Source organism: Nitrospirota bacterium, assembly GCA_016235245.1.
Taxonomy (GTDB): Bacteria; Nitrospirota; Thermodesulfovibrionia; order Thermodesulfovibrionales; family UBA6898; genus UBA6898.
Genome location: JACRLO010000009.1, coordinates 1 through 25,959, shown reverse-complemented (window position 1 = coordinate 25,959; position 25,959 = coordinate 1). Strand labels below are relative to the sequence as shown.

32 protein-coding genes are annotated in these 25,959 nt (G+C 45.1%); 13 read left to right on the top strand and 19 right to left on the bottom strand.

Annotated features, from left to right (window positions below):
* Positions 1–6: 6 nt before the first annotated feature.
* Positions 7–1,524 carry a sigma 54-interacting transcriptional regulator gene (locus tag HZB31_04450; GenBank protein ID MBI5847190.1) on the bottom strand — a complete coding sequence of 506 codons (1,518 nt, stop codon included), beginning with the start codon at positions 1,522–1,524 and terminating at the stop codon, positions 7–9.
* Between the two features lie 427 nt (positions 1,525–1,951).
* Between HZB31_04450 and HZB31_04445 the strand changes: the two genes are divergently transcribed.
* From HZB31_04445 to HZB31_04385, 13 genes are all read left to right on the top strand, one after another.
* Entirely contained in the window at positions 1,952–2,182 is a 231-nt protein-coding gene (locus HZB31_04445; protein MBI5847189.1) for a hypothetical protein, read from the top strand.
* 13 nt (positions 2,183–2,195) lie between these two features.
* Positions 2,196–3,458: a DUF2130 domain-containing protein gene (locus HZB31_04440; GenBank protein ID MBI5847188.1), complete on the top strand. Its 1,263-nt coding sequence runs from the start codon at positions 2,196–2,198 to the stop codon at positions 3,456–3,458.
* Between the two features lie 18 nt (positions 3,459–3,476).
* On the top strand, positions 3,477–3,650 hold the full coding sequence (locus HZB31_04435) for a hypothetical protein (protein MBI5847187.1): 174 nt from the start codon (positions 3,477–3,479) through the stop codon (positions 3,648–3,650).
* Between the two features lie 217 nt (positions 3,651–3,867).
* Positions 3,868–4,269, top strand: coding sequence for a hypothetical protein (locus tag HZB31_04430; protein MBI5847186.1), 402 nt, complete (start codon positions 3,868–3,870; stop codon positions 4,267–4,269).
* A gap of 312 nt (positions 4,270–4,581) precedes the next feature.
* Entirely contained in the window at positions 4,582–4,749 is a 168-nt protein-coding gene (locus HZB31_04425) for a hypothetical protein (GenBank protein MBI5847185.1), read from the top strand.
* Positions 4,750–4,757: 8 nt separating this feature from the next.
* Positions 4,758–5,231, top strand: coding sequence for a DNA repair protein RadC (radC, locus tag HZB31_04420; protein ID MBI5847184.1), 474 nt, complete (start codon positions 4,758–4,760; stop codon positions 5,229–5,231).
* Between the two features lie 150 nt (positions 5,232–5,381).
* On the top strand, positions 5,382–5,627 hold the full coding sequence (locus tag HZB31_04415; GenBank protein ID MBI5847183.1) for a hypothetical protein: 246 nt from the start codon (positions 5,382–5,384) through the stop codon (positions 5,625–5,627).
* Positions 5,628–5,642: 15 nt separating this feature from the next.
* Positions 5,643–6,356 (top strand): DUF932 domain-containing protein, encoded by a 714-nt coding sequence (locus HZB31_04410; protein ID MBI5847182.1) that lies wholly within the window; start codon positions 5,643–5,645, stop codon positions 6,354–6,356.
* 7 nt (positions 6,357–6,363) lie between these two features.
* A complete protein-coding gene (locus HZB31_04405; GenBank protein ID MBI5847181.1) occupies positions 6,364–6,579 on the top strand; it encodes a hypothetical protein in 216 nt (71 codons plus the stop codon).
* Positions 6,580–6,588: 9 nt separating this feature from the next.
* Positions 6,589–6,756 carry a hypothetical protein gene (locus HZB31_04400; protein MBI5847180.1) on the top strand — a complete coding sequence of 56 codons (168 nt, stop codon included), beginning with the start codon at positions 6,589–6,591 and terminating at the stop codon, positions 6,754–6,756.
* A gap of 346 nt (positions 6,757–7,102) precedes the next feature.
* Entirely contained in the window at positions 7,103–7,609 is a 507-nt protein-coding gene (locus HZB31_04395) for a hypothetical protein (protein ID MBI5847179.1), read from the top strand.
* Between the two features lie 433 nt (positions 7,610–8,042).
* Positions 8,043–8,822, top strand: coding sequence for a hypothetical protein (locus tag HZB31_04390; GenBank protein MBI5847178.1), 780 nt, complete (start codon positions 8,043–8,045; stop codon positions 8,820–8,822).
* Between the two features lie 61 nt (positions 8,823–8,883).
* Positions 8,884–10,152 (top strand): type IV secretion system DNA-binding domain-containing protein, encoded by a 1,269-nt coding sequence (locus HZB31_04385; GenBank protein MBI5847177.1) that lies wholly within the window; start codon positions 8,884–8,886, stop codon positions 10,150–10,152.
* A gap of 49 nt (positions 10,153–10,201) precedes the next feature.
* Here HZB31_04385 and HZB31_04380 read toward each other — a convergent pair whose 3' ends face one another.
* The 18 genes from HZB31_04380 to HZB31_04295 form a co-directional block, all read right to left on the bottom strand.
* Positions 10,202–10,726 (bottom strand): hypothetical protein, encoded by a 525-nt coding sequence (locus tag HZB31_04380; protein ID MBI5847176.1) that lies wholly within the window; start codon positions 10,724–10,726, stop codon positions 10,202–10,204.
* 53 nt (positions 10,727–10,779) lie between these two features.
* Positions 10,780–11,151: a hypothetical protein gene (locus HZB31_04375; protein ID MBI5847175.1), complete on the bottom strand. Its 372-nt coding sequence runs from the start codon at positions 11,149–11,151 to the stop codon at positions 10,780–10,782.
* A gap of 93 nt (positions 11,152–11,244) precedes the next feature.
* Positions 11,245–11,553, bottom strand: a complete 309-nt coding sequence (locus HZB31_04370) for a hypothetical protein (protein MBI5847174.1) — start codon at positions 11,551–11,553, stop codon at positions 11,245–11,247.
* 11 nt (positions 11,554–11,564) lie between these two features.
* The gene (locus HZB31_04365) at positions 11,565–12,596 is read right to left on the bottom strand and encodes a hypothetical protein (protein ID MBI5847173.1); all 1,032 of its coding nucleotides are present in this window, start codon (positions 12,594–12,596) and stop codon (positions 11,565–11,567) included.
* A 364-nt stretch (positions 12,597–12,960) separates the two neighbouring features.
* Positions 12,961–13,368, bottom strand: a complete 408-nt coding sequence (locus HZB31_04360) for a hypothetical protein (GenBank protein ID MBI5847172.1) — start codon at positions 13,366–13,368, stop codon at positions 12,961–12,963.
* Positions 13,365–13,814 carry a hypothetical protein gene (locus HZB31_04355; GenBank protein ID MBI5847171.1) on the bottom strand — a complete coding sequence of 150 codons (450 nt, stop codon included), beginning with the start codon at positions 13,812–13,814 and terminating at the stop codon, positions 13,365–13,367. Before HZB31_04355 ends, HZB31_04360 begins: the two co-directional genes overlap by 4 nt.
* A gap of 173 nt (positions 13,815–13,987) precedes the next feature.
* Positions 13,988–14,797, bottom strand: a complete 810-nt coding sequence (locus HZB31_04350) for a hypothetical protein (GenBank protein ID MBI5847170.1) — start codon at positions 14,795–14,797, stop codon at positions 13,988–13,990.
* 118 nt (positions 14,798–14,915) lie between these two features.
* Positions 14,916–17,426, bottom strand: coding sequence for a type IV secretion system DNA-binding domain-containing protein (locus HZB31_04345; protein MBI5847169.1), 2,511 nt, complete (start codon positions 17,424–17,426; stop codon positions 14,916–14,918).
* A gap of 121 nt (positions 17,427–17,547) precedes the next feature.
* Positions 17,548–18,579: a DUF932 domain-containing protein gene (locus HZB31_04340; protein MBI5847168.1), complete on the bottom strand. Its 1,032-nt coding sequence runs from the start codon at positions 18,577–18,579 to the stop codon at positions 17,548–17,550.
* 99 nt (positions 18,580–18,678) lie between these two features.
* The gene (locus HZB31_04335; GenBank protein MBI5847167.1) at positions 18,679–20,043 is read right to left on the bottom strand and encodes a hypothetical protein; all 1,365 of its coding nucleotides are present in this window, start codon (positions 20,041–20,043) and stop codon (positions 18,679–18,681) included.
* A gap of 9 nt (positions 20,044–20,052) precedes the next feature.
* Complete coding sequence (locus tag HZB31_04330; GenBank protein ID MBI5847166.1) at positions 20,053–20,214, bottom strand: hypothetical protein; 162 nt, start codon at positions 20,212–20,214, stop codon at positions 20,053–20,055.
* A gap of 292 nt (positions 20,215–20,506) precedes the next feature.
* The gene (locus HZB31_04325; GenBank protein MBI5847165.1) at positions 20,507–20,647 is read right to left on the bottom strand and encodes a hypothetical protein; all 141 of its coding nucleotides are present in this window, start codon (positions 20,645–20,647) and stop codon (positions 20,507–20,509) included.
* Positions 20,648–20,723: 76 nt separating this feature from the next.
* Positions 20,724–21,821 carry a hypothetical protein gene (locus tag HZB31_04320; GenBank protein ID MBI5847164.1) on the bottom strand — a complete coding sequence of 366 codons (1,098 nt, stop codon included), beginning with the start codon at positions 21,819–21,821 and terminating at the stop codon, positions 20,724–20,726.
* Between the two features lie 149 nt (positions 21,822–21,970).
* Positions 21,971–22,753, bottom strand: a complete 783-nt coding sequence (locus HZB31_04315) for a hypothetical protein (GenBank protein ID MBI5847163.1) — start codon at positions 22,751–22,753, stop codon at positions 21,971–21,973.
* 336 nt (positions 22,754–23,089) lie between these two features.
* Positions 23,090–23,539, bottom strand: a complete 450-nt coding sequence (locus HZB31_04310; GenBank protein ID MBI5847162.1) for a zf-HC2 domain-containing protein — start codon at positions 23,537–23,539, stop codon at positions 23,090–23,092.
* Positions 23,540–23,564: 25 nt separating this feature from the next.
* Positions 23,565–24,272 carry an RNA polymerase sigma factor gene (locus tag HZB31_04305; GenBank protein MBI5847161.1) on the bottom strand — a complete coding sequence of 236 codons (708 nt, stop codon included), beginning with the start codon at positions 24,270–24,272 and terminating at the stop codon, positions 23,565–23,567.
* 56 nt (positions 24,273–24,328) lie between these two features.
* Entirely contained in the window at positions 24,329–24,628 is a 300-nt protein-coding gene (locus HZB31_04300) for a hypothetical protein (protein ID MBI5847160.1), read from the bottom strand.
* A 30-nt stretch (positions 24,629–24,658) separates the two neighbouring features.
* Positions 24,659–25,837, bottom strand: a complete 1,179-nt coding sequence (locus tag HZB31_04295; protein MBI5847159.1) for an IS256 family transposase — start codon at positions 25,835–25,837, stop codon at positions 24,659–24,661.
* Positions 25,838–25,959 lie beyond the last annotated feature (122 nt).

The window sequence follows — 25,959 nt, the reverse complement described above, 5'->3', positions numbered from 1 at the left end:
GTGCCATCACTCCTCGATCCCATATTTCTTTAACCAGTTACTTGCCGTCTGGTAGTTTGATAAGCCTAACAGCGAGGCAATCTTTGTCTTATTTCCTTTGCTTTCCACAACCGCTCTTTTCAAATAGTGACGCGCCACATCTGAAAGCATGTCAGGCAGGCTGAAACCGTTGCCCAGATTGCGATTTAGCATTTTTTCTTGGTTATTTTGAGAACTGCTCACAGGGAATAATGCCTCACGGATATCGTCAGTTTCTATTGTCTCACCTGCGATCAGGATAGCAGCCCGCGAAAGAGTATTATAGAGTTCCCTGACATTGCCTGGCCAAGGGTGTTGGTGCATAAGATTTCTTGCGCCTGCAGAAATATTCTTATGTTTCCAGCCTGGCCTATCCTCGAACTTTCGGTTAATACTTTCAAGGATGTGCTCGATAGCTGGGTTAAGATCTCCGTGACGGTCTCTAAGTGGCGGTAGATACAGTACGCCAACGGCAATACGGTGAAATAAGTCTTCCCTGAATCTCCCTGATGCAACCTCTTCTATAAGGTTTCGGTTGGTCGCTGCGATGATTCTTACATTAATAGACTCCGTCTTACTGGAGCCGACCTTAGTGATCATGCCTTCTTGTATTGCTCTCAAAAGCTTTACCTGTGCAGGAAGGGGCAACTCTCCGATTTCATCAAGGAAAAGGGTGCCTCCATCAGCGGCAGAAAAATAGCCCTTCCTATCGGAAATCGCCCCCGTAAAGCCACCTTTTGTGTGACCAAAAAACTCAGACTCTACGAGCTCAGGCGGTATTGATCCACAGTTGACTGCAACAAAGGGATTAGCCATCCTTGGACTTGTCGTATGAATAGCACGAGCGAAAAGCTCCTTGCCAGTGCCGGATTCTCCCTGTATAAGAACAGGGACATCATGGACAGCAAGCCTTCGTGCTTGAGCGATAACTCGCTTCATCTCTTTGCAGCGATGAATGATTGCCCCAAACTCAGGAGACTCAGGAGGTAGGCCTTGGGTAAGCTTAAGAATTTCATCGTCAGCGGGCTTCAGAATATCGGGAACATAATCAGCCGATATCTCGAAAGGTAGGGATACGGTCTTTACTCCCTTCTCCTGTGAAGATTCTATAAGTTCAGCGGGGTGTGATGTCTTTGAGAGAAGTATCCATACCGCAGCCATAGCTGGTGTGCCGGGGCTTAGGTGATAAGTTGGCTGCATTTCTTTTGACCCGAGTCTCATTTTTACTTCATTTATAGTATTTGTAGCAGACTCGTAAATCTCTTTAAAGTCTGTAGGGCTGGATAATTCCACATGATGTCTAAGGACAAGAGCAGATGTCTTCGTTTTAAGCCAATCTATAAAATGCTTTTCTTCTTCCTTTTTGTAATTTGAGATAAGGGCAATACAGGAAAAAGAGCGCTTGCTGACAGCCTGGCCGATTGGTCCAAGCCCATCCCCCAGTTCCCCCAGCGAGGCTCGCAGGTCGGTTTTGCCTATCCAAGCAAATAAGACTTTATTAATCATGCTGAATATTACACAAATAATCTTGTTAATTACAATAATTATTATCATAAACATCATATTAAAGAACATGGCCAAGAATCCCAGACTCAAAACGTTCCAGCGAAAACTCTTATAAATGAATAGGTTATTTTCGTTAAATGCCAAACATTGGCTGTTTTTCGATCCTGGCATTACCTTTGCAATGCATATGGCATGATCGACTTAACCTTATCAACAACGAAGGGAACTAAAAATACCAGCGATATCAGATGCAGCTCCTGTGGGAGTGACATCTTTCCGGAAGAGATCTATTACACACTCTGCGTTCATATGGAGAAGAGAGAGACTACCACTGACAAAATCAATATATTGGAAATCAGGCCCCTAGCATTCCATTGCAGACTGTGCGAAGAAAGAGGAATACGCGTGTACTGATGAGGAGGTCAGGATGGAAGAGTTAGATTTCTCCGAAGAAGCTTGTATTGAGAGGTATGTAAGTTATGCCTATTTTAACGAAGATGTCGAGGATCATTTGCATATTGAAGGTATTGAGGCTGATGACCGAATTATCAGCTGCCTTCAGACGTATGGACGCATTGCAGCAGACTGGGTCATTTATGGAACAAAGAAACCTGATGATGTTGAAGAGGTTATGCCCCCACTGAAGATGGCGGCATAGGAGGATGAATAAAGTGGAACAGACAATTCTATGTCCCCATTGCAACAAAGAAATACCGCTGACAGAAACACTCTCTCACCAGATTAGGGAGGGGCTGCAGAAAGAGTTTGAGATTGAAGCGCGTGAGCGAGAACTCGCCATCACTAAAAGGGAGAAGCAGGTTGCAGGACAGCTCAGAGAAATCGAGGTCGCAAGAAACACGGTAGCTCAGCAGGTGGCGGAGCAGCTGAAGATTGAAGAGACAAAGCTGAGGCAAACCGCGAAGGCAGAGGCTGAATCTGCCATGAAGTTGGAACTCAAGGATCTTCAAGGGCAAATTGCATCAAAAGACCAGAGACTGAAAGAATCTCAGAATAACGAACTGGAACTCAGGAAGAAGGCAAGAGAACTCGATGATCGTCAGAAAAGTCTTGAGCTGGAGGTGGCCAGGAAGATAGATGAGGAACGAGAGAAGATTCGAGATAAGGCTGTAGAGCAGTTTACCGAGAATCACAGGATGAAGGATCTTGAAAAAGACAAACAGCTTGATGACATGCGAAAAACAATAGATGATCTCAAGAGGAAGGCTGAACAAGGTTCAATGCAGACACAGGGCGAGGTGCTGGAACTGGACATTGAGGTGCTGCTGAAAACCTGCTTTCCATTCGATTGTGTCGAGCCGGTGTCAAAAGGCATGAGAGGCGCCGACATCCTTCAAAGGGTGATAAGTTCCGCAGGTCAGAATTGCGGAACCATCATATGGGAGACAAAGAGGACAAAGGCTTGGAGCGACGGATGGATCGAAAAGCTGAAAAACGATCAGAGAGAAGTGAGAGCGGAGATCGCTGTCATCGTTACGGAGGCACTCCCAAAAGGTATGCATACCTTTGGCGAAGTCGAAGGAATATGGGTAACCACCCCGGCCATCGCCACCCATGTAGCAGCACTCCTTAGGTCTACCTTGATACAGGTCAATCAGGCGACGTTATCGATTACAAATAAGGACGAAAAAATGGAACTTCTTTACAACTATCTATCAGGTCCGTCCTTCAGACATAAAGTCGAGGCCATTGTTGAGGCGTTCGTTACCATAAAAGCGGACCTTGATAAGGAAAAACGGGCGACAACAAAAATGTGGGCGAAACGAGAGCGTCAGATTGAAAAGGTAATCATGAGCACTTCAGGGATGTACGGAGATATGCAGGGTATCATCGGTTCATCCCTTCCGGAGATCAAGATGCTCGATCTGGAAGCCAGCAGTGAAGACGTAGATGCAGGCGACGAAGAAATCATATAAAAAAGGAGGTGCTAATCAATGGCAAAAAACAAACCCTATGGGGACGGTCATCGTATCGGTGCTGTAAAAGATCGTAGTCAGACGCACAATCCGCAGAACGACCGCTGGATAAAGCGTGATAGCGACACCGGCCGCTTTGCAGACCAGAAGGCTGATGATAAGCCATTCAAGGGCGTCAGAAAAGAAAAGTAGATATTGCATCCTCAAAGCTTGGCCGAGGCTCACTGAAGCTCGGCCTTCTTTTTATTCATTCTCCTCCTCAATTCATTCTCCTCCTCTTGACAGATTCTGCCAGTGTGCTACTGTCCATAGTTAATCATTAATCCCAAATGTTATGTCTCAGGAACAACCCCCTAAGACAAAAACAGAAACAAAAACAAAACAAACACTGCCGGTAGCCGAAAGGCTTATGTTCTTTAACAAGCAGCACCCCAATGGCTGCATCTGGACCGAACAGGTCGAGATGCTCGGATGGCCATTCTACCGGGCAACAGTCACCCCGGACGTTGCAAATCCAGCCCGTTTCTTCACTGGGCATGCTCCAGCACTTTCGGAGAGTCGATTTATCTTTCGGAAGACTTATGTTCTGGAAGGAGCAGAAGAGACAGCAGTAGCCCAGGCCCTTTCACTGGCATTTGCCGGTGAAGAGAAACACGCCGATCATAATGAGCCTTATATGCCTAAAACAGGTGTCTGCCAGGAGTGCGGACTGATCTGGAATAAAACAGAAGATCAGGGTAGCAACATACTGGGCACCTGTCCAGAATGCCGGATCAAGAAGCGGCTCTTCTCAAAAATTAAGGTTCATTAGGATTGCCAGACGGGGCGGAGGAAAAGTATGTCACTTCTTCTCCGCCCCTTGGCGCTTTAATAAGCCCGAAAATCCTGTCAAGACCCCAAATGAAAAAAAGTGAAATATAATCCCGCCTTGCCTGTATGAACTAAGACGTATTCAAATCTTCTTCTATAACCCTCCTCTAATACCCTGATTGCCGGGGCCAATTGATCGGTCTTGACAGTCAAGGAAATCTATTTTCTGATTCCACGCCAGTCGCACGTTTGCGCCTTTCCTTCATATTGTCTCCGGCAATCAGGGTATTAAAACCAAAAGGAGGTGAAAACCATGAGCAAAGAGATTGCAAGCAGTGATCTGGCCTTGCTTCTGTCAGGCAACAGAATCAGGCTCGATTGCGGACATTTCTGCACCGTCGGCCATAACCTGGCCAACACACTCATCATCGTATCAATAGGCGGAGGGAGAATCCAGACCTATTGCCACAGCTGCTATTAGGAGGAGGTATGCCGAAAGTTCTTTTAGAAAACAGCCGCACTACACACTTCAAAGTAATCAAGGCAGTCTATGAAAAACTGACCATCCAGGAGGGAACTGAGCAATACGTTTCAAAAATCATCAGTGATGCTCAAACAGTTTTTAGCCTGTTCAGTTTTTTGCAACAGGAGACAAAGGAGCACTTTATTGCTCTGCATTTGGACGTAAAAAACAGAATACTCTGCATAGACAGGGTATCAGCAGGGACCATGACCGGCTCTCTTATCCATCCAAGGGAAGTATTCAAAACCGCATTGCTCTCTTCAGCAGCTTCCTTGTTGCTGATTCACAACCACCCATCAGGAGATCCGACACCAAGCCGCGATGATATTTCGATAACTGAAAACCTCAAAGGGGCCGGAGAGATTATCGGGATTGCAGTATTGGACCACGTGATCATAGGAGATGGCTATGTATCACTCAAAGAAAAGGGATATCTATAAATTCCCAAATAGAAAGCGAGGTGAAAATGTATAGCCCCAAAATATCAGAGCAGTACATCCCGGTTCTCTACAGAAGGTCTAAGGAAATGAAGATCCCTATGACAAGGTTAGTCAACCAGATCATTCACAAAGCATTGGAGGATGCAGTCGATGACACGAACAGAGCTGTCGCGGTTGGTGCGCAAGTTGTACCACCGGCGAAGGCTTGCCGGTGAACTGCCCGATCTTGAGTTCAGTATAGCGACGTATCTTGAAGCAAACAACATCTCAAGGCTATCTGTCTCAGGTTATCGGATAGAGGTAAAGGAGGAGGGGCTTCTTATAACAGAGGCCCCCGGAATTGATGAAAACCAGCTTTCCCTAATCCCAGACTATTTCTGTCTGGAAATCCACTGATAGGAGGTTTACAACATGTCATTACTTGTTCACAGAGGAGGACAGATCGTAACAAGGGACGATCTTGCACTTGTCCCGGTACCAGAGGCCACGGACAGTTATATCCCGGTGCCTCACAACAACCTTGCGGATACGCTTTCGACCATCGGAAGAGATATTCTCAAAGGCTTCACGCTCTCAAATGAGCAGTATGCCCTTGCGAGGGACGGGCAGCAGATGTTCGGAGTCCTGGCATTCAGGAACGACCATACAGAGCTTGGGCTCTCCATAGGATTCAGGAATTCCTATGACAAGAGCATGGCAATTGGTATTGCCATCGGCGCACAGGTATTCGTTTGCGATAACCTTGCCCTTACAGGAGACATCACGATCATGCGAAAGCATACCGCGAACGTCTGGCAGGGACTTGAAGACGCAGCAATTTCGACGCTGTACCGGAGCCAGCAGAATTTCCGGAAGATCGTCGAGGATTCAGAGACCATGAAGGGAAGGATGATCGACAACACCGAGGCTTTCAAGATGATAGGTCTGATGTTCGGACACGGTATCCTTACACCTCGACAGTTGCCGGTCGTAAAGAAGGAATGGCTCACGCCCTCCTATGACGATTTCAGACCCCGGACAATGTGGAGCTTTTACAACGCCTGCACCGAGGCATTGAAATCCTGCCCGCCGATCGTGATTATGGAGAAGCATATATCGCTTCATGCCGCGATCACAGAAAACTGAGGTTTCCATGAATATCTATATCAGATACCTAAAGTTTATCGGGCAGACAAAGAAAAGTGAAAGAATGGTCAAGGTTGGCCTCTCAAATGGTGCAATCGTCAAGATCGTGCCGTGCTATGAAGGCTGGCAGCAGTATAACGCCACCATCGACGAAAAGAAGGTGACAATGCCGATAGCCGAACGCTTTAATGACTGGCTCCACGGAGAACCATTGCCCTATTAGGAGGTGACGATGGGCTGGCAATACGACAATCTGAAGAACGAGGAACTGCAGCGGATCGCAATCGCCCGTTTCGGATGCGAACTGAGGCCTTTGAGGGAGATCGGCAGACAGGCAGTTATCGAAGAACTGAAGGCCGATGACAAATCTTCGGAACTAAAACAGACCGGAAACACGTAGAACATTTCAAGGGGAAGGCAATGACTTTCCCCTTCCTTTTTAAAATAAGCAACCTTTAGATAGGGGTATATTCAGACCTTACCGTAATACCTCACACTATTTTAATTTTCAGAACATCAAGCATGCCCGGTCACAGTAATATGGGCCGGCAATAAGCCATTTCTAATAGGGACAGAGGGAGACCTGGCGAGTGAACTCTCGATGTTCAACTCCCCAGCTCGGAACTTTAGACGCAGGACATCATAAACTTCCGAGCTGGGGAGTTGCCCCAGGCCCCCTCGTCCCGTATATTTTTCTATGTATTACGACCAGCGGGGCTGCAGTCATCAGAACCGAGCTCGAAAAGATGACCAGAACCAAGAGGGTAATGCGTCTAAAGAAACTGCATGATCAGGGTAACCATGCAGTTTATGGCAGTCCCTGCACAAAGAAGAAGGATGTGGGAAACCATCACTTCCTTCATGACAACCAACTGAGGGACTGCCTTGCCAAGTTTCTGCATGACAGAAACCTTGGTGGTATTGAACAACTGTCTGTCAGATGGATCAGGGAAAACCCTGATGCTCATATGGAAAATCTCTATTTCGAGTTTGACAATGGACATATGAACGACGACCAGTTGATCGAGAAGATCCAAAAGAATTATTCAGGACATGGAGCGTACCGGGTGATCTTCTTTATGCGACATCGCTATGACAGCCCGGAGGGCGAAAAAGCCCGACTTGAGAAACTATTCGAAATAGTGAGAAAGACCTTACGAAGGAAGCCAAACAGAATTGTGGGGGCAACCTATTCCGGTTTTTTACAAAACGGAAAGATTTTTAATCATAAAGGCTTTGAAGTTCAGATATAAGACTTTTCTGTCTATTAAAAAGTGGTAGGAGCCCAGAGCAGATCAGGACTGTTCTGGTTTATTTTGGGGTCCTACCAATGCTTACGGTCACCATGCCGGAAGCGCCGGTCATCATTGATGTCCAAGAGATAGGGACAGAAACTCTTCTACCTTAGGGTAGATAGCTTAACTGTGATAGGGACTGCACAACGTGATGACGGTTGATGTCTGAGCTGGTGCAGAGCAAAACATCAACCTAAAGGACCGACACTCTTTAACCCTGGCCGCCCAAAGAGGCGGCTGGGGTTATCCCGAAATTCCGCTCGTTAAATATATACGCACAAAGTTCTTTCCCCAGACCTTTCAGATTATTTCCATCGTTCAATCTGTTCCTTGCAGGGACCGTATTACGCGGTCCTTAGTAATAACAATCAACCCAACCAAAGGAGGAGACATGAAGTATCTCGAGACGTTGCAGGCAATTGATACCATGAAGGCGCTTACCGTTATCGGAGTTGAAGGAGGGCAATCAGGGGCTTATGTCCACTACCCCTGCACCAAATGTGAGGAAGGAAAGGCTGTAATCAGGGCTTACGGAGACAAGAAAAATGTCTGGTACTGTCCTGGTTGTAAAGGGTCAGGACAGATAATATCTCTGCTCATGGAGACAAAGGTCATGAGCTGGGACGAAGCCAAGGCACTTTTGATCGAGAAAGCAGTTGCATATCCTGCTTCCAGGATTGAAAAGCCGATCAGCATTTCTTATGACCTCGAATACGACAGGTATCTTGAGCTTCAGGGGATATCTGCGGAGACGGCAAGTTCTTTGGGAATCGGCAGGCCAAAGGGAAAGACTATGCTGTCAGGGTGCGTCGCCTTTACTGTATTTGATGAACTCGGCAGCAAAATAGCCTACTACGGGATCAGGATAAAGGACGGAAGACAGGTCTTCCATAATTCCTTTAACCCTGAGCTGTATCTCTACAACTTCAGCCGTATCGATACGGAACAGGAAGTCCAGTTCACCACTGATATGCTGGACTGCGTGAAACTCATCTCCCGCGGGCAGCAGGCAGTATGCAATTTCGGACTGCCTTATCTTTCTGCGGCCCATTTTGCACTACTCAACAAGTGCAAATATGTATCGTTCTCTTCTGAGAGCAAGAACCTTGACGAAATAGCCATGCAGGCAGTAAAGAACCTGCAGACCTTTATCAGGATCTTGAAGGTCTGAAACTCATGAGGGCATCCCTAACAGGTATGCCCTCTATTTTTAACCAATTAATCATATCGCCATGGCAGAAATTACCTTTTTTGCAAAAACAAACTTCAGAAACGAGCAAAAGAAGTTCGGCATTAAGCAGGATGACAGGAGAAGGCATATGTATATTATCGGCAAAACAGGCATGGGAAAGACGAATCTTTTAGAGACTATGGCCATTCAGGATATCAGGAAAGGCCATGGGGTGGCTTATATTGATCCTCATGGGGATACTGCCGAAAAACTGTTAAAAGCAATTCCATCAAGCCGAATCAATGACGTTATTTACTTCAATCCTTCCGATCAGGACTATCCGATAGCCTTTAATCCTATGGAGAACATCGGCCCTGAAATGAGACATTTGACCGCTTCAGGCCTTATCGGAGTTTTTAAGAAGATCTGGCATGACAGCTGGGGACCACGACTGGAAGATACCTTACGCAACACTCTCCTGGCCTTGCTGGAGACATCCAATTCCACTCTTTTGGGAGTTCAGCGCATGTTGCGGGACGAAGCTTTCAGAAAACAGGTCGCCTCAGAGCTTGAAGATCCGGTAGTCAGAGCCTTTTGGCAGAAAACCTTTGACAAGTGGAATGATCGTTATCGTGAGGAAGCGATAGCACCAGTCCAGAACAAGGTCGGACAGTTCCTGTCCAGCCACCTAATCAGGAATATCTTCGGCCAACCAAAGAGCTCCTTTAATGTGAGAGAGATTATGGACAGCCAGAAAATACTGATAATGAATCTCTCCAAAGGAAGGATCGGGGAAGACAATTCAGCCCTGCTCGGGGCGATGATGATAACGAAAATACAGTTGGCAGCCATGGGGAGAGTGGATACTCCGGAAGAAGAGCGAAAAGACTTCTATGTGTATACTGACGAATTTCAAAACTTTGCGACTGAATCCTTTGCCAATATCTTAAGTGAGGCCAGGAAATACCGGCTGAATCTTATTCTGGCAAATCAGTACATCGAGCAGGTCGAGGATAAAGTGAAAAATGCCATATTCGGCAATTGTGGAACGATTATCTCTTTCAGGGTAGGGGCAGAGGATGCAGAACGGTTGGAAAAGGAACTGGGGACTTTCGTAGAAGACGACTTCTGTAACTTGCCCAAATATCATGTCTATCTCAGACTGATGATCGATGGAATCGCAGGGAATGCTTTTTCGGCAATAACGCTGCCCCCGGATAGCCTGCGAGATACTGAGAAGAATGCTGCAACCATTATCAGGGTATCAAGGGAACGATATGCGACGAAACGGAGTATCTTGGAGGAGAAGATCAGGAAATGTAACCTCTAACGCCTGAAAGGTAATGCATTTTCTCCGTCTTCATGTTTCCTTGACACCCCTACCTCCATCCCATGCTTTCTGCAAGGGCCTTTATATGCAAATACTGCTGTTGATCTGGCAAATAGATCTCTATGCCGATTTTGCTTCCGTTCCGGGTAGCGCTTTCATATCCATCCGTCATTGAGAGAAAGGCGGCCTGTGGTTTCAGTCGCCATCCGCCGCTCATTACGGCCGATGCAACTTTGCTTACATTGTATTCTGCAGCTCTTGTTAGCGCCTCCTCAAATGCAGTCCTGACGATACCCTTGAGATAATATTCTGTAAGATTTCCCATATGAACTAATGTCGAGGCAATCAACAGAAGCTTAAATGGACATTCAGATACAGGCTCATAATCAAATACCTGCCCCAAGGGCAGCGGATATGATATTTCATCCTCAAGCTCTGCCCAAACCTCTGGCCATTTCCTTGAAAACTGACGCGCAATATTCCCTTCCATCCCTTTGCGAGCACCGTCAATAGTTAGGATCAGTGCATCCGCCTGCGCCTCAAGAACATTGCCGTTAATAATGGAAACAGCCATTTCTTCTCCCCCTAAATCCAAAAAATAACCGGCCTCTCTTATTTGCATGCATGCTAATTGCACGCGATAGACGCATCATTCAGCACAAGCAAAACACAGGCATTAATTTTTCTCATTGCCTTTCTTTCCTCTTCAGTAAACGCATGGCCCAATACTTTATGGACAGCAATTTGAATATCGAGAATAATAATCGAATTATATCTTTCAAGATCTTCTGTATCGACTGCATCCTGAAAAAACTTGTCGACGTCTACATCGTTATCTAATCTTCTCAACTGCTCGATAAAACTCCGATAATAATGGCGAGATCTAAGACCAGAAAATGATTTTAAAAGCACTCGGCTCATTCTTTCATTAATCGAGCCTTCTGCTAATGCAGCTTGAAGATATTTTGAAATATTGATGTCGTAGAGAACTCCACCCATCTGAATATCTCCTTTACTATAAATTCAATATTATTCAACAAAATTCATTACAGAGAAATCTCTAAAAGGGCTTTTCTCTTGTAGTTAAACAGCCTAATCCGCGACCTTTCTGACCTCTTCTTCAAAGGGATCATACTCTCTGACAATGCCAATCTCATAAACACCCTTGTCAAGGCTGACAGGCTTATGCTCTTCGTGCTTAACTGTCACCGGCCTGTCGGCCTTCAGGTAGAGAATACCGTTCATTTCGTACATCTCTATCTCTTCTTCAATGACATGGGCATGCCCTGTGGCCTCACCTTCTGCCAAAATAAAGCCGCGCCTCTGTCTTACTACTCTCTTTGCATATGCCGGTATCTCTTTTATACTCCTGATAATAACGTCACCCTGCTGTTTCTTCATTTCAATTCCTCCTATGTAATTTGTATTGGACGTATATACTCTTCTTCGCCATCTCTCCAGGCCAAAGCTTGTATACAGTTATTAACTGTGGGGGGAACCCCTTCGACATGCCATTCACCTGTAGATGGATTTCTCATCTTTAAATATGTCGGCCTCGTGTTCATGCTTGGAATTTCGAGCACAATAAGCTCGTAGCTGCCAACCTTGTCAATGGTCTTGGAACCGAGGGTCCTGATAACATTCTTTACACCAAGCTTTTTGATAATTTCCTTGCGTGCTTCCGCGTTCCGCTCCTTCAGAATAAGGCGTGGATCAATGTCGCGCGCCGGCATAAAAAATACCTCTGAGGAGAGTCTGCCATTCAAATAATAGAGTCTGAAATCATCTTCCCAGGCAACTGCGGGGCCGTAAGAACAATGCAGTTCCTGTTTTTCATTGAATCTGGCATATATGGGATGTGGACAGATAATTGCGACAGATGTTTCGTAGATACTCATAAATATTCCGCTGTCATGGATAAATTCCCGATACCGCCTAAAGTCCTCTAATGTCAGCAGTTTCAAATCCCGAAGAAAATCGTAGTAGCAGCACCATTCGTTCGCAAAGATTCCGTCAGAGCTAAACCGCTCCAGATCCTGTTCATACATGATTCGAAAATAATGCTCAAGCCCAAATCTCACGAACCGATTGCTTCCGACTCCTGCCCATATATCCTGCTTCGCCGCAGTCGATAATTTGTAAGCAGTCATTCGATTGGCCTGCCTTTCGATCTCAATCTGTGCCTGAAGTCCGTAAATATTATTCCAGAGTGCCTCTTTTGCCTTTGCTTCTTCTCTGAGACTTGCAGCGATCTTCTGGCATTCGTCAGGACTTTTTGCATATATGATTGTAGGTGAAGGCAGCCTGTAGAGCCCGTATATCCACGCGAGTGATGCTTCAATCAAGGGCTTATCAAAATCTTTTCGATAAAAAGCGTTTTCGAACCACTTTATAGATAGAGTTTTGATCTCGTATTGTTGCTTATTTGAGAGTCTTTTAATCATGCACTGAAATCACTCCCTCCAGATAATGTAGGTCCCAATATATAGATAACTCCATGAGGTAGATATTTCTTTCAGTAGTATCTCCTAAAAATTGACATCTTTCCCCTTATGCTCGGATCGTGCAAATTGCTTCATCTTATCGCAGCCGTCCCTTTTTGCAGTAGTTTCTCCATTCCGCCACATATCCTCTAAGCTATCAGGCCTGTTGCAATACCAGCACTCCAACCCGTTCAGCCCCATCGACAGCCAGATACAGGTATCTGCTCCTTCACCCGGTCGGCACAACTCTCTCACTTCGTCGTTTGTAGGGTAACATTCCAAAGATTTTCCATTAATTATCGCTTTCATGATCCTCCTGGTTCATTCACAGAATCTGTATCTGATACCCTGCCATATTCCCCGAAGCTTTTATTCGGTCTTTCAACTTATTTGAGTCAAATCTTCCGTATGTGCCAGAGGTATCGAACAGTACAAGCCGTTTCTCCCGAGTATCTATGTGCCACTTGCCGCCTCCAACTACTTCCCACTCAGGATCGTCTATTTCATAGCTGTCCATTCTTTTGCTGGTATATCTACCTTTCAGCTTCTGCATCAAGCAGAATCGCTCGACAATATTCGCATGAAAACTGGAAAGCTCCTTTGGTGAGAAAACAAGATATTCGCCGTCACTGTTACGCAGTTGCACAAACTTGCCTCCTCTTTTATGAGGCACAGGCGTCTTCTGTATGCGTATGAAGTAGACTTCACTCAGATCAAGGAGCATAAAGTTCATTCCTCTCTGTCCTCCCACAGTTCCATTACCTCCTCCAGCCATACAGCCATTTTGTCTTTTGTCATGAGGCTCATAGGGATTCGGCTCACAGGAAATCCCTCACCTTCGAGCCAGCTGACCATGGTCTGCGAGTGCGTGAAGTTCATTGAGTGAACAAGCACCGGCACATTAGATGTGACATTCTGGACTATACTCCTTGTGACATCCCTGCCGTCGAGACTGCTGTCTGTGAAGTTGACGGCATGGCATACAAGATCATGGTCCAGAAGGATGCCTGCGTAGGTATCTCGTCCCCCATTCTTTCTGGAGCTGTCTCTTTCGAGCAGGCCTATTGCCCTGCCAGCACTCACAGCCGCTACAGGCCTTGTCCATTCTGGCAACATTGCCTTCAGTCTGGCAAGCCGGTCGTTGTCATCCTCGATTATCAGTATTCTGATTGGCCTCAAGAAATCCCTCCTTTCTTTATAATTTACTGCATCCATATACGGATAACGCCGGAGAGCTTATATTTCTTTCATCTATAAAACGAGAGTTTATTGAATTTAGTTGAGCAGTAAATATTATGCAGAGCTGCTATAGTCGTCCTACAGCAGCTCTGCATAACTGAAAACTGCTACAACTATTTCTGGTTTTGCACGGTCTGGAGCATGGCCTTGTCATGCTGAAGGGCCTGGTAATCTTGTGGAGCATATACTGGGTACAAATTCACGGCAATCTGGAGATATTTCTCGGCATTTTGCAGGTCTCCCTTCTTGAAATAGCCCATACCAAGGGTGCCGTTGTTGTGGGGAGAGTCTGAGAATACCTCAACAGCCTGCTGTGCCATTTTTACTCCTCTATCAACATCTATTCCAAGATCAATACAGTGCCAGGCAAGGGTGTTTAAAGCCCGGTGATTTCGAGAATTCAGGCTTATTGAATTTTCGAGAAGCTTGACTGCCTCATCAGTTCTTTTCTCGGCAAAGGCAACCGTTGCCTTGAGATAAAGGGCCTCGGATTCGTCATGACCATTTAGATCACTGTCATGATAATAGAAATCCCTGACTATTCCTGTAGCCATCTCGACATAGACGCTCAGGTCCTGCCACTCCATGTTAATTCTGTCCTTGCCGCGGTCTCTCTGCAACTCTACACCAGCCTGAACCAATCCGACTCCCGGCACTGCCCCCAGTAGCGCACTTCCTACACCCGACGTTTTAAACGACTGCTTTGAATACGAATACGTCATAACTTCATACTTGCCGAGAATTTTGCTTGCGCTCGGCTGCCCGTATGTCTCGAAAACATCCCGTTTCAAAGACTTGCCTATTACAATCCCCATCTCCTTTTTCATATCAAATCTTTTGCCGTTCTCGCTCAGTGTCTGAGTCGAGGAACAGGCAGAAACCATCACCAACAACAGCATTACTATTACAGCTTTCATCTTCATAATTTACTTCTCCTTTGTATTGAATTAAGGATTCGATGAATCCTTCTGTCTATTCGAAACGTATTTGGAGTAATACAGATTGGGTGGGTCGCCGGTAAATAAGCGGCAAGAAAAGAGGCTAATCGTCTTCGGTTAAGACTTTTTCGAGTGGACTGCTTTCTAATCTCGCTGACATGATCTCGCTCTCCACATCCTGTGTCGGTCTTGCGTATCTCTTCCGTGATGAGTATCTCAGCATCTCAACGTTGGCTGCGTCTTCAACCTTTCTCATCGGCATAGTCTTAAAGACAAAGGGCTTTGTTGGAGTGTTGTTAGAAAGCAACCGCCCTACAACATGGAAGTCAGGGAGTTCCTGCAGATCCTGCTGCAGAAGAGCAGGCTTGGTATATGTCTCCATCTTCGCTGCATCGATAGAGCCTGTCCTCATTAACATAAGGCTGCCCACATTCCCGAGAACTGAATCAAGAATATTATTGCCCCGTGAAGTATTCAACTGCGCCAGATTCTGATTTGCCAAGGTCAAGAATAGTGAGTACTTCCGGGCCTCGGACAAAATATGCGTAATTCCTTCTGTTGCGAAGTTTTGGAACTCGTCAATATAGAAGAACATCGGCTTTCTGTCCTCATGCTTCTGATTGGCGCGGCTGAGTGCAGCACCAAAGAGCTTGCCTATAAGCAGCATGCCCAGGAGCCTTGAGTCAAAATTGCCAAGCATGCCTTTTGAGAGATTGATCAGCAGTATCCTTCTTTTATCCATCACCTCCCTAAAGTTTATGGTACTCTTCTTCTGCCCGATGATCGGTCGGATAATGGCATTGTGGGTAAACTGGTTAAGTTTTGAGGTTATATAAGGTGCTACGTTGCTCAATTGTGCATCTCCGCTTGCCCGTTCCGCCATTTTTGTCCAGAAGTCTATTACAAGCCTGTTTTTACAGTTTCTGAGCAGATGTCTTCTATAACCTCTGTCCTCAAATACCGAAGGAAGATCCACAAGCGTCCCCTGTTCTCCGAGATCATTGTCGAGTATCAGGGCCAGGGAGTTGCGCATATACTGTTCAAAGATAGGCCCCCCTGTTTCTCGAAGATCATAAAGGCGATCAAAGATCATGATAAGCTCATTGATAACGTAGTTCATCTGTACCGGCTTATAGAAATCAGTGCATTCGAGGAAGTTGAGTCCCACAGAATAATTGAAGTCAGTAGGATCGAAGATGATCAGATCGTCTGCCCGTTCTTTCGGAATTGAGCTGAGGACTTGGGTAAAGAGATCGCCATGGGGATCGATAAGGGTCACGCCTTCTCCGTTTTCAATGTCCTGCATAATCATGTTATAAAGCAGTGTGCTCTTGCCCACGCCGGTTGCTCCAAGGCAGTAGGCGTGTCTGCTTCTGTCAGGACGTGAGAATCTCACGTCCTTGATAAGAGATCTGTCAACAGTTTCGCCGAGAAGCAGACCACTTCTGACCGGAATATTCAGCGCAGTCTGGTAGATCTTATCAGTGCCGCATATGGTCAAGGCATTAACTGTCGGGATCATCGACGGCATATCATTGGAGCTATTGCAGCATCCCTGAAGATCGAGCACATTACTTTTGTTTTTTTCTGACGTTTTCAAACTGTCAGCGGCAACCTTTTGTCTGCCTGTTGATGAGGTTCTGATCATTACAGGACAGTTAAATAGCCCAGCGCTCATACTCATAAGTGATGCCGGTATCGGCCTGTCGGAGCTTACTGTGCAACTGATCCTGTAACCATAGGGGTTCTTGATCCAGTTGTTAAGCGTATGCTCAAGGCCGGTCATGATATCCTTGTCGTCCAGACCGGTATTTGTTTCCTGAGGGTACAGCAGCTTCTTGGCCTCGCCGTTTTGGAGCCAGTCAAGGGCAGAGCCGACATGCTTAAGTTCGTCTGTTGACAAGAGAACAGGATTTATCGAAATTCTGATCTTCATATCAGCAAGACAGCTTGTTGCTGCTACAGCAACGGAGTCGATAGGGTTAATTGTATTCTGCTTCCTGTAGGGCACGGCAATAACACTGTTTGCCTGAGACTGCAGAAGCTCTGTTGTCCCAAAACCGATTCTTCCCCTCTCCGCAGCACTGATATCGATGCCAAGAGGGCTGACTGTTCCAATCCACTGATCTTTCTTGTCCATCGCCGCCAGATCCTGCTGTTCTGTGACCGGGCCGAACTGATAACGGTCTTGGATGGTCGCCAGAACCAGCACCATATTCTGATATAGCTCCCTTGCATCCGTTGCAGCTGAATCGGCAGTCTGCCCATTCACCCTTCCTCTGATCTTCCAGTCAATCACTCCTGCCCCGCTGTCGCTCTTGCTGAAGGAGTAGATAAAGTCCAGGCACTGACCCATCGAGAGACCAGATAGCAGATTACCGATGACCTGCGCCTCATCAGCATGTGATGTCTTGTCTGCTGTGGCATCTATCATTGACCATCTGCTCTGCTTCTCTGCAACGCCCTTCAGTTCGAGGGCAAAGTCGGCGTCGAATCTCACTGCTTCTATGTTCTTTCTGATGCGGATTGCAGGCTCTATGAGTTTTTCTGGATTAATAATGGTTTCCCATACTGCCTTGTCCTTGTTCGGAACTTCGACGTTCAGTTGTTTCATTCTTCCCCCTATTTATCGATTTGTTTGATATATAGCGTCAGATGAGCAATATTTATTTCATTTGGGCAACAAAAAGGGGGCTCAAGGCCCCCCTTAGTTCTGTAGCGTTATGTGCCTACTCTCAATTGAATGACATAGCCGGGATCATCTGTATCAGCGAGCCACCAAAGTTCTCGAGGGCCCTACGGGTCGAAAAGGGAAAGCCCTTTACAGCATGGGTTATGGAGTTATAGAAGTCATAGGCGTTAATCCCTGCGGGATATCTACTGTCTCTGCCATTTTCCACTCTATTTTTCAGCTCAATACGCTGATCTCTGCTGATATTGCTCACATTATCTGCCTGCTCTGTGCCAATCATGCCTGCAAGCCTGCCATGAAGTTCAAGGAATTCAGCTGCGTTTAGTTCTCTCTCGGTTAACCTCCTGTATCTGCCGCTAAAGGCGTCATAGTTAAAGCTCGCCTTTCCCATCTTGTCGAAGAATTCCGGCAGTGACTTTTCCTTGCTTACCCTATAGTCAAAAAGTGACTCATAGCCTCCCCATGCCTTCTTCACTATAGCTCCATTACTGCATACAAGCCTCATCAGGAATAATGACGCCTTTGTCTTCAGCAGGCCCATTTCCGACGTAACGATGTTCAGACCGACCGATGTAACATCCCCTTTGATAGGTTCGAGGTTTCTGCGAGGGTCAAGAATATCGATCTGCATGCCACGGTCAGAGATCCTTACATCGTGCAGCTTCATTCCTGTCCGTTCAGCCCGGTCAGTAGCTTCAGTTAGAATCTCCGCATTTCTTATAGGCTCAGGCATGATGTCTCCGACACTAACGACAGTTCCCTTTGTGATGCAGATATGTAAGCGGCGGTTGAGCTTTGCCTTCAGGGCATCGAAATTGTAAATAAATAGGTCTACGGGAATCTTTCTTCCAAAATCCGAGGGCATCCTGATGCTTCTGCAGAGCCCGTCAAAGGCACTGCTGGTGATAGGATAACTGCCTGCCGCTAAATCAAGATGACCTTCTTCGGTAAGTGTGAGATTCCTGAGTTGGTCACCATAATGCTCGACCTGAAAGTCGCCTTTGATCGCATCCATTGCCTGGTCAAAGGACTTAACGCTTTCTTCCCTCTCTGCTGCAAACATTTTTGTGATCATTTTCATCCTCCTTGAATTTGGGTTATCTATGGATAACGCCTGAGGGCTGAGAATTCTTTCACGAATTGCTGATGTAAACAGGCAGAAGAAAACGAGGTCTTATTGAGGCATCTGTTTTCTGAGGCCTATATCTGCTATCCATAACTCCGAACCGGCCTGATGATGATTGGCACCGCACCAAATAAGTATTGCAATCTTTTTAACTAAAGCCATGTCCATACCGTGCAGGTGATCCTCAATCTCGCTTTTGAGCTGAAATCTGAAATCCTGCCGGAACTTTTGATCGTTAATCTCTATATAGTGCTTTTTGTAAGAATCTCCCTCTCTTTTGGGCACGCCGATGAGGCCGGTGTCAGCAAAAGGATTTTTCTGATAGTTAAGAAGCACTGTTTCTCCAAGCGCATTGCCCTCTGCATCCAGATAAAAGAGCCCTATCTGTGCTATGCCGGTTCCGGTAAATCCCATGATCATGCCCTCATGGGACTTCATCTGAAAGGAAGCCGAAAAGGTCATATCAATACTTTCTATATCAAGGACCTGGGAAAACTGAATAAAGCCATTGCCTTCATGCTTAAGATGAAGCGCCCTGCCTGATTTGCTCGACGGCAGCGAGATGATCTCTGCGGTGCTCGCACCTTGGCTCACATCGCCGATCTTCTTTTCCCAATTGTCGTGCCGGTTTGCAAAGTCTCCGTTTTTTACGAAATTGCGTTCAGCAATCTTTCTTTTTTCCTCTGCAATCCTTCTTTCCTCTGCCTGTCTTTTCTCTTCTGCTTCAACTTTCTTCTTCCAGTCTGCGTATATCTGCTTTGTAATCGGGGAAAGGGCCTCTCCATTAACTGGGTGGTAACCAGGTTTATTGAAGAATTGATAGCGCCCGTCTTCATGCCTGAAATACCAGACCTGAGGGTCACCGGTTACCGGATTAAAGAGATTGGCCTGAGTTGGATCAACAGCCTTGAACTCACCTTTTTGGAGCAGTCTAAGATTCTTTATGGAATCCGGTGTTACAGGCTTAAGAGCAATGCCGTATAACGGATCTACTCCTGCCTTATCGAAAAACTTCACCCCTTCCGGAGTAATGGCATAATATTTAAGAGCCTTCCCGGCTGATCTCGAAAAATTTATGTCCCTGCTGAAGTAGTAGGTAGCGAAAAAGAAAAGGCTGAAATAGAGAATCACTGCTGCCCGCGCCTCTTTCTTATGATTGCCCCTGATAAGATTGGGAATCACCCAGAGAAGCGGAATGAGCGCGATCAAAACAGACGCCTTCAGCAGATTCTGGTTCAGTCCGGATACATCGCCTATCTTTTCGACAACATAGTCATAAATCCAGTAGATGATGTAGATGTCAAACGGAATAGACAGCAGATAGAGAATGAACAGAATACCTGCGGCGCAGAGAAGAACAGCACCTCCTGTCTTTATAATATGTGTCAGCGTTTCTTTCATCTTGTCGTCCATTGTTCCTCCTTATCGGGTGATATTTCTTTCGTTTATGCGCCTCAGTTCCATAACTATCTCGTCCAGTCGCCCTACGATCTCATTGATCTTCCAATACCAGAGCATAACGCTGCGAAGAACCAGTAAACAGAGCAGAACTACTGCAAATACTGCAATTACCGCCTTAGCCATAATCCACCTCCTTGATTCAAAGTGATTACTGAATAGTGTCTTAGCATATAAACGGTTCAATAAGGCATTTTCTTGCAGGATTTGATCTGGTGACATAGTCAGTATTAAATATATGGGGCTTTGTGATACAACTTTTTTCATTATCGAGGGTTATTGCAATTGCGGACACTTATCTGAATTTCTCTGAAATGTTCGAAGACGATTACATTAGATCTCTTTCTGAAATGGGGCCAAGTGGGAAAAGTATTTTAAGGCAGTTTTGAAACTTCTCCAGTAATCTGCCTTTGTCTGATTAATGGGTCATCTCCCCCTGTAGGCACCGCTCCAATACTGCCTTCGTCAACTGCTTTAAAAGTCCATGCTCACCAAGTATCTTTTCAGGGCTCTGATACCCCTTGATCAGCTCATCTATGAACTCCGCTTTGATCTCCATTTTCTCTCCTTCTTAATGATAGGTTTTTTATCCTACCCTCTGAAGGCTATTTGCACAAAATATTTTATACCCCCGATTAATAACCTCTTTCACTCCTGCCCCTCTTTTCATACACAATTGGGCGGTCATGCTCACTGCTTCCCATTCGATTATCTTCTAAAAGCGCCTTTCTATCCTTACCGCAAACTGGCTCGACTAATTTATCACGACCCGTATCTACACTATTTCCGGTTGTTTCTATAGTCTCTTTTGCAGGCGATTCCTTAAATATCATTTCCTTGATTTCTTTTCCAACCAAGGCAATAGTAAGAATACAAACAATAATCGTTATGAAGAGCGTTACCCTGATGACCTTGAACGAATATACATTTGATGTCTTTCCACCCATAGTATCTATCATATAAGCCCAGAGATCTTGCAAATCTTGCTCGTCAATTTTATAGGGATCTTTGATAGATTTCACAACACTTGCTCCCATTTCAACCAAGCGTTTCTTTCTCCCATAAAGCGCATGCTGGTATATTGCATTTATAAAATCCCTGACCAATGTCTTATCCTTATCAACCTGAATATGTCCATATATAACCGCACAGGGAATACTTATCCTGACCAGCATTCTTTCCGGGAAAAAATAGGTCGGCTTGATTATATCAAAGCATAGAGATGTTGTCTGAAATGAAAAAGGTATCTGAAATGAGTCAAGAATATCTGTACTCTTTTCTGCAACAATTAACTGATACTCAAAAAAACCTTTGATTTTGCCATCAGCTTGAAGATTTCTGATATTATTTATTTCTTCTTTGCATTTCTCCACGATAGTATTGCTGTATTGTCGCAGGATATCTCTAATTTTACGTATTTGCACATTTATATCATTATGAGAATTTTTTAGTTTAAAGTGAGAAATAAATCTGTGATGGTAATATCCGATTTTCGCTTCTACCAATTCCATAAGTTGAGTATTGCGGGAAGCCAAGCTTTGATTAAGGCCCTCTATGTTTAGCGTGTGAGTATCAAACTCAGCATCGCAACTGTCCAAGCGATGACCATATTCTTTAATGATCTTCTGCACAGACTTTTTAATTTCTAATGATTGATCATTTGTAAAGACCACCCTACCGTCTTCAAAATCCAGCAAATAGAGCATATACACATGAATGTTGTGCCTACCCATTTTATCCCTCCTTCGCCCATACGCCCTATCCTGCTATGCGTCGTGAGCCTTCATATTTAGCAAATGCAATTATAGAGTCTGCCGAACAACCTTTCAATTATCCATTTATTCTTAATCTCAAATTCGCATGCCTGAGATAATTCTCAAATTTACATATACTGCGGAATGTTTTTTACAATAAAGAAGCTAATAATAGCCGCGAAATATACCAGCATAGAAGCAATTGTATTTTTTACAACCCGGTCATATATCTGGTCCTGACGATTAAAAAAAACAAAAAGAAGAGAACTTGTCGGCAGGACAGTAAATATAAGTAAGGTGGGAATCCAACTTGCCGTGACAAAATAATACAGAAGAAGCAGTAATCCCACAATACCTATTCGTGCGCTTATGAACCATGCAAAATCAGCATCGAGCAGAACCCGTGGCCTGTTCTCTTTTAGCCATTGGATTATCTGAATAATCGTATAAATCACAATCGCATAAAGAATACCGCTCTTAACTTCTGAACACCAATAGCAGGGTAGTTGATTCTTATTAATATAAATACCGCCGATAACTGCGATAATAGTCAGTGACACAAGGAGAAGATTTTTCTTTTCCAAATGTTTTCTCCTGAACAGCATGGGATAGATCAATAGCAGCGAAATGTAGTTGCCAAGATCAATTATCATAAACTCAAGAAGTTTGTTTGGCATAAAAAAAGAAACAAGAAATACTCCTCTATTGCCACCACCATAGGTGCCTGCAATAAAAAGATTCTCAGTTATCTTCGGGGTTGCTATAACCTTACCAATGAGCACTGGGAGAGCATTTAGCACGACACCTATAAAAAAAAGATACATATACTCAAAGCGAAATTCCGATGTAGCAATAACGATAAAGAGGAGAACGCTAATAGATACACTTAGTAAAATATCTTTCACTTTCATTGTCAGCCCTCCTTTCGTTGAGGAACTATAGACTCCACTATTATGCCGAAAGTTTCAAGGCAGCGTCTCTGACATTTTGTTCCAGATAACGTTCCGGCAACTTAGTCCTCAAGTAAAGCATGCGACTACTTCTTGATGCACTCGATATCCAGCGATACATTCTCCACTGAATCTGAGATTAGCGCCCTGATTTATTATTTTTAGCAGAAATATCTACTTCTGAGATATCCCTATAGGGAAAACTTTCGGACTTTTCGTTCAAATATATCATATGATATATGCAAGAAATTTACTAAATGGGAGGCTATTCGTAAGCTCCATATCTTTTGTCACAAATCAACTTTTGCTTTGATCAGCTGCAGTTGTGTCCTTTTTATTAATCTCAATCCTCTTCTTTTCAGACTCAGCATCCTCACTCTCTCCAAGACTGTTGTTGGGCAAATTGTAAGCGGAAACATCGAAGGTCTTGAGATTTAATTCGGTTTCTAATGTCTTCTCCTCTTTTTCTTCAACCAGCTTGTGATACTTCTGCTCACAGGCGTAGCATATAAGCAGGTGATTGTTAACAAAAGTCATTTCATCAGGCTGCAGTTCACCTTCAAGATAATCCGCAAAGAGCTCTTCTGCCTTATTACAGGCCTCCTTCTTCTTAGCATATCCATGGGAGACCTTCAGAAGACATTCCGGGCAGGTGGAAATATGACTTTCGATCGCCCCTATTGTCTCTACAGGCAACAGACATGAGACGTATTTGAGAATATCTGATTTTTTAATATGCGTATTCATTTTCTTCTGTCTTCAGGATGTTTTGTCATACTGCCTGGGTATTCTTCAATGAGTCGGGGTCCAGGTAGTCAGCTTCTATTCCTTTCTTTATATACAGCTCCCTCAGTTCAAGGGTGCTTCTGTGGAGCACACTCTGGATAGAGTCAAAGTTCTCGCTCATTATCTCCGCAATTTCATTTGTCTTAAAACCATATATGAACTTTAGGATAAGAGCAATCTTCTTGCGCGGCTCTTTAACGCTGCCGATTACCGCTATCACCTCTTTTACTGCAATATTCCAGAGCGGGTTATCCTTGAATGAATAATTGTCATAGGCATTACTGCTGAGCATATCGATCAGACTGCCGGTATTCTTCTCCATAAGGGAACTGTCTTCATCGTCAAATCCAAGCGCTGCGGAAAGTTCAGAAAAGCTCAGTTCCCTCTTTTTTCTGTCTCTGTAATCAAGATATGTATTTCGATTAATTGTCTTAATCCATGACCTGAAATTGCTCTCGATATTCCCCTTGCCTTTGCTGGAATTAAAGGTCGATAGTCCCTTACGGATCTTTTCAATAGAGACAGACACAAGATCTTTTGTATCTTCATCATTTTTTACGTAGTCATAGAAATATGAATAGCACCATTTTCTCGTCCGCAGATAGGCCTTTTCCTCGCCTTTTTTCAATGATTCTAAGAAGTTAGTGTCTATTTCAGACATCTCGGTCTGTTTCTGTTCATAGGATGATTTCATATCTTGTTCATATAACGTTTTAACATTAAGTTTTCTTTCAGTCCTGGGCAGTTCATTTATCTGTCAGCTTCCCTGATCCCACCCCAGCGGGAGACAATTTCATCGTCATATTTGTCACTGGTCGATAGTATAGCAAAAAGAGATGCCTCAAACTCTGCCTTTTGACAGGTATTGCCCAGGATAGTGTGCTCAAGAAAGATATTGTTTTCGTCATCCAGCCCAAATGCTCCCAGATTCAGTTTATCGTTTTCATGCAGAAGAAATGCCAGTAAGCCCTCCGTCATTTCAGTGCCATATACCACATATGATCTGACATTGATGATCGTCTCAGATAGTGTCAAGAATCTTTCGCACATTTAATTTGGTGTCCTCATCTGGTTTTCCCTCTATGCTGCCAATTCCCTTGCCTGCTCCTCAAGCCGGTCCATCTTCAGATACTGTTTTAGTCCCCATTTTGTCCCTGCGATATGTCTGAGCCTGGCCGCAACCAGCATAAGCGCTGAATTGCCGTCTGGGAACGCCCCTACCACCCTCGTCCTTCTTCTGATTTCTTTCATGATTCTCTCAAGGGGGTTATTTGTCCGAATCCGCCGATGATGCTCCTCAGGGAAGGCATAGTAGCTCAACGTCTCCTGTATTCCCTCACTCAGGAGCTTGGCCGCCTTACCCAGTTTCATTACCTCAAGCTTCTTTGCCACGCTGCCAGCCTTCCTGATAGCTTCCTCCCGATCCTCCTGTGCATGGATCGCTTTGAGCATTGCGGCAACTTCTTTTACTTTTCCCTTCGGCACCAAGGTAAAAACATTGCGGTAGAAATGTACCATGCACCGCTGCCATTTCGCCTCTGGATAGAAATCTCCCAGGATTTCAATGAGCCCCAGACTCTTATCCGAGATGATCAGTTCAACCCCCTTCAAGCCTCGCCCCTTGAGATACCGCAGAAAAGCTGTCCAGCTTGCCTTATCCTCTTTTGCCCCTTCCGCAACTCCCAGCACCTCCCGATACCCTTCCCTGTTTACCCCTATGGCTACCAATATGGAAACGTTTTTCACTTCTCCTGACCAACTCCGCTTCATCGAGATGCCATCAAGGTATACATAGGGATGCTCCCCTTCAATCGGGTTCATCCGCCACTTCTCAATCGTCTCGTAGATCTTGCCGTTGAGCCTCGATACGGTGCCGGGGCTGACCTTGGTCCCCCAGAGTGCTTCGGTAATGTCCTCTACTCTCCTTACCGATACGCCAGCCAAATACATCTCTACCAACGCTTCCTCTACGGAGGTCTCTCTTCTGCGATATCGCTCTATGATCGCTGTTTCAAAGGGCAATGCTCTTAGTTTTGGCACGGTGATCTCTACTTCCCCAGCCCTCGTATGCAGCTTCCTCCGGTATGAGCCTGCACGGGTGTCTTTTCTGTCTGCGCTTCGTTCATACCGCTGTGCGTTACACAGATGGTCCGCCTCTGCATCAAGCATTGCATTAAGGGTATCCTGGACCGTCCCCTTGACGATCTGCCCAAGGTGGTCTTTTACCCCTTCTTCGTCAATCTGGATTATTTTGCCCATCTTTTTGCTACAATTCTTCTGAGTCATGGTGTGCCTCCTCTGGCTATGTTTTTCTCGACAAATTACATTACCAGTTTTGAGGTCACCATGATTCAATTGTGCGAAAAATATGATACGTTATC

Excerpts from the sequence above, each read along its gene's own strand:
- HZB31_04450 (MBI5847190.1), bottom strand. The coding sequence starts at position 1,524 with ATGATTAATAAAGTCTTATTTGCTTGGATAGGCAAAACCGACCTGCGA.
- HZB31_04445 (MBI5847189.1), top strand. The coding sequence starts at position 1,952 with ATGGAAGAGTTAGATTTCTCCGAAGAAGCTTGTATTGAGAGGTATGTA.
- HZB31_04435 (MBI5847187.1), top strand. The coding sequence starts at position 3,477 with ATGGCAAAAAACAAACCCTATGGGGACGGTCATCGTATCGGTGCTGTA.
- HZB31_04430 (MBI5847186.1), top strand. The coding sequence starts at position 3,868 with ATGTTCTTTAACAAGCAGCACCCCAATGGCTGCATCTGGACCGAACAG.
- HZB31_04425 (MBI5847185.1), top strand. The coding sequence starts at position 4,582 with ATGAGCAAAGAGATTGCAAGCAGTGATCTGGCCTTGCTTCTGTCAGGC.
- radC (MBI5847184.1), top strand. The coding sequence starts at position 4,758 with ATGCCGAAAGTTCTTTTAGAAAACAGCCGCACTACACACTTCAAAGTA.
- HZB31_04415 (MBI5847183.1), top strand. The coding sequence starts at position 5,382 with ATGACACGAACAGAGCTGTCGCGGTTGGTGCGCAAGTTGTACCACCGG.
- HZB31_04410 (MBI5847182.1), top strand. The coding sequence starts at position 5,643 with ATGTCATTACTTGTTCACAGAGGAGGACAGATCGTAACAAGGGACGAT.
- HZB31_04405 (MBI5847181.1), top strand. The coding sequence starts at position 6,364 with ATGAATATCTATATCAGATACCTAAAGTTTATCGGGCAGACAAAGAAA.
- HZB31_04400 (MBI5847180.1), top strand. The coding sequence starts at position 6,589 with ATGGGCTGGCAATACGACAATCTGAAGAACGAGGAACTGCAGCGGATC.
- HZB31_04395 (MBI5847179.1), top strand. The coding sequence starts at position 7,103 with ATGACCAGAACCAAGAGGGTAATGCGTCTAAAGAAACTGCATGATCAG.
- HZB31_04390 (MBI5847178.1), top strand. The coding sequence starts at position 8,043 with ATGAAGTATCTCGAGACGTTGCAGGCAATTGATACCATGAAGGCGCTT.
- HZB31_04385 (MBI5847177.1), top strand. The coding sequence starts at position 8,884 with ATGGCAGAAATTACCTTTTTTGCAAAAACAAACTTCAGAAACGAGCAA.
- HZB31_04380 (MBI5847176.1), bottom strand. The coding sequence starts at position 10,726 with ATGGCTGTTTCCATTATTAACGGCAATGTTCTTGAGGCGCAGGCGGAT.
- HZB31_04375 (MBI5847175.1), bottom strand. The coding sequence starts at position 11,151 with ATGGGTGGAGTTCTCTACGACATCAATATTTCAAAATATCTTCAAGCT.
- HZB31_04370 (MBI5847174.1), bottom strand. The coding sequence starts at position 11,553 with ATGAAGAAACAGCAGGGTGACGTTATTATCAGGAGTATAAAAGAGATA.
- HZB31_04365 (MBI5847173.1), bottom strand. The coding sequence starts at position 12,596 with ATGATTAAAAGACTCTCAAATAAGCAACAATACGAGATCAAAACTCTA.
- HZB31_04360 (MBI5847172.1), bottom strand. The coding sequence starts at position 13,368 with ATGAACTTTATGCTCCTTGATCTGAGTGAAGTCTACTTCATACGCATA.
- HZB31_04350 (MBI5847170.1), bottom strand. The coding sequence starts at position 14,797 with ATGAAGATGAAAGCTGTAATAGTAATGCTGTTGTTGGTGATGGTTTCT.
- HZB31_04345 (MBI5847169.1), bottom strand. The coding sequence starts at position 17,426 with ATGAAACAACTGAACGTCGAAGTTCCGAACAAGGACAAGGCAGTATGG.
- HZB31_04340 (MBI5847168.1), bottom strand. The coding sequence starts at position 18,579 with ATGATCACAAAAATGTTTGCAGCAGAGAGGGAAGAAAGCGTTAAGTCC.
- HZB31_04335 (MBI5847167.1), bottom strand. The coding sequence starts at position 20,043 with ATGGACGACAAGATGAAAGAAACGCTGACACATATTATAAAGACAGGA.
- HZB31_04330 (MBI5847166.1), bottom strand. The coding sequence starts at position 20,214 with ATGGCTAAGGCGGTAATTGCAGTATTTGCAGTAGTTCTGCTCTGTTTA.
- HZB31_04325 (MBI5847165.1), bottom strand. The coding sequence starts at position 20,647 with ATGGAGATCAAAGCGGAGTTCATAGATGAGCTGATCAAGGGGTATCAG.
- HZB31_04320 (MBI5847164.1), bottom strand. The coding sequence starts at position 21,821 with ATGGGTAGGCACAACATTCATGTGTATATGCTCTATTTGCTGGATTTT.
- HZB31_04315 (MBI5847163.1), bottom strand. The coding sequence starts at position 22,753 with ATGAAAGTGAAAGATATTTTACTAAGTGTATCTATTAGCGTTCTCCTC.
- HZB31_04310 (MBI5847162.1), bottom strand. The coding sequence starts at position 23,539 with ATGAATACGCATATTAAAAAATCAGATATTCTCAAATACGTCTCATGT.
- HZB31_04305 (MBI5847161.1), bottom strand. The coding sequence starts at position 24,272 with ATGAAATCATCCTATGAACAGAAACAGACCGAGATGTCTGAAATAGAC.
- HZB31_04300 (MBI5847160.1), bottom strand. The coding sequence starts at position 24,628 with ATGTGCGAAAGATTCTTGACACTATCTGAGACGATCATCAATGTCAGA.
- HZB31_04295 (MBI5847159.1), bottom strand. The coding sequence starts at position 25,837 with ATGGGCAAAATAATCCAGATTGACGAAGAAGGGGTAAAAGACCACCTT.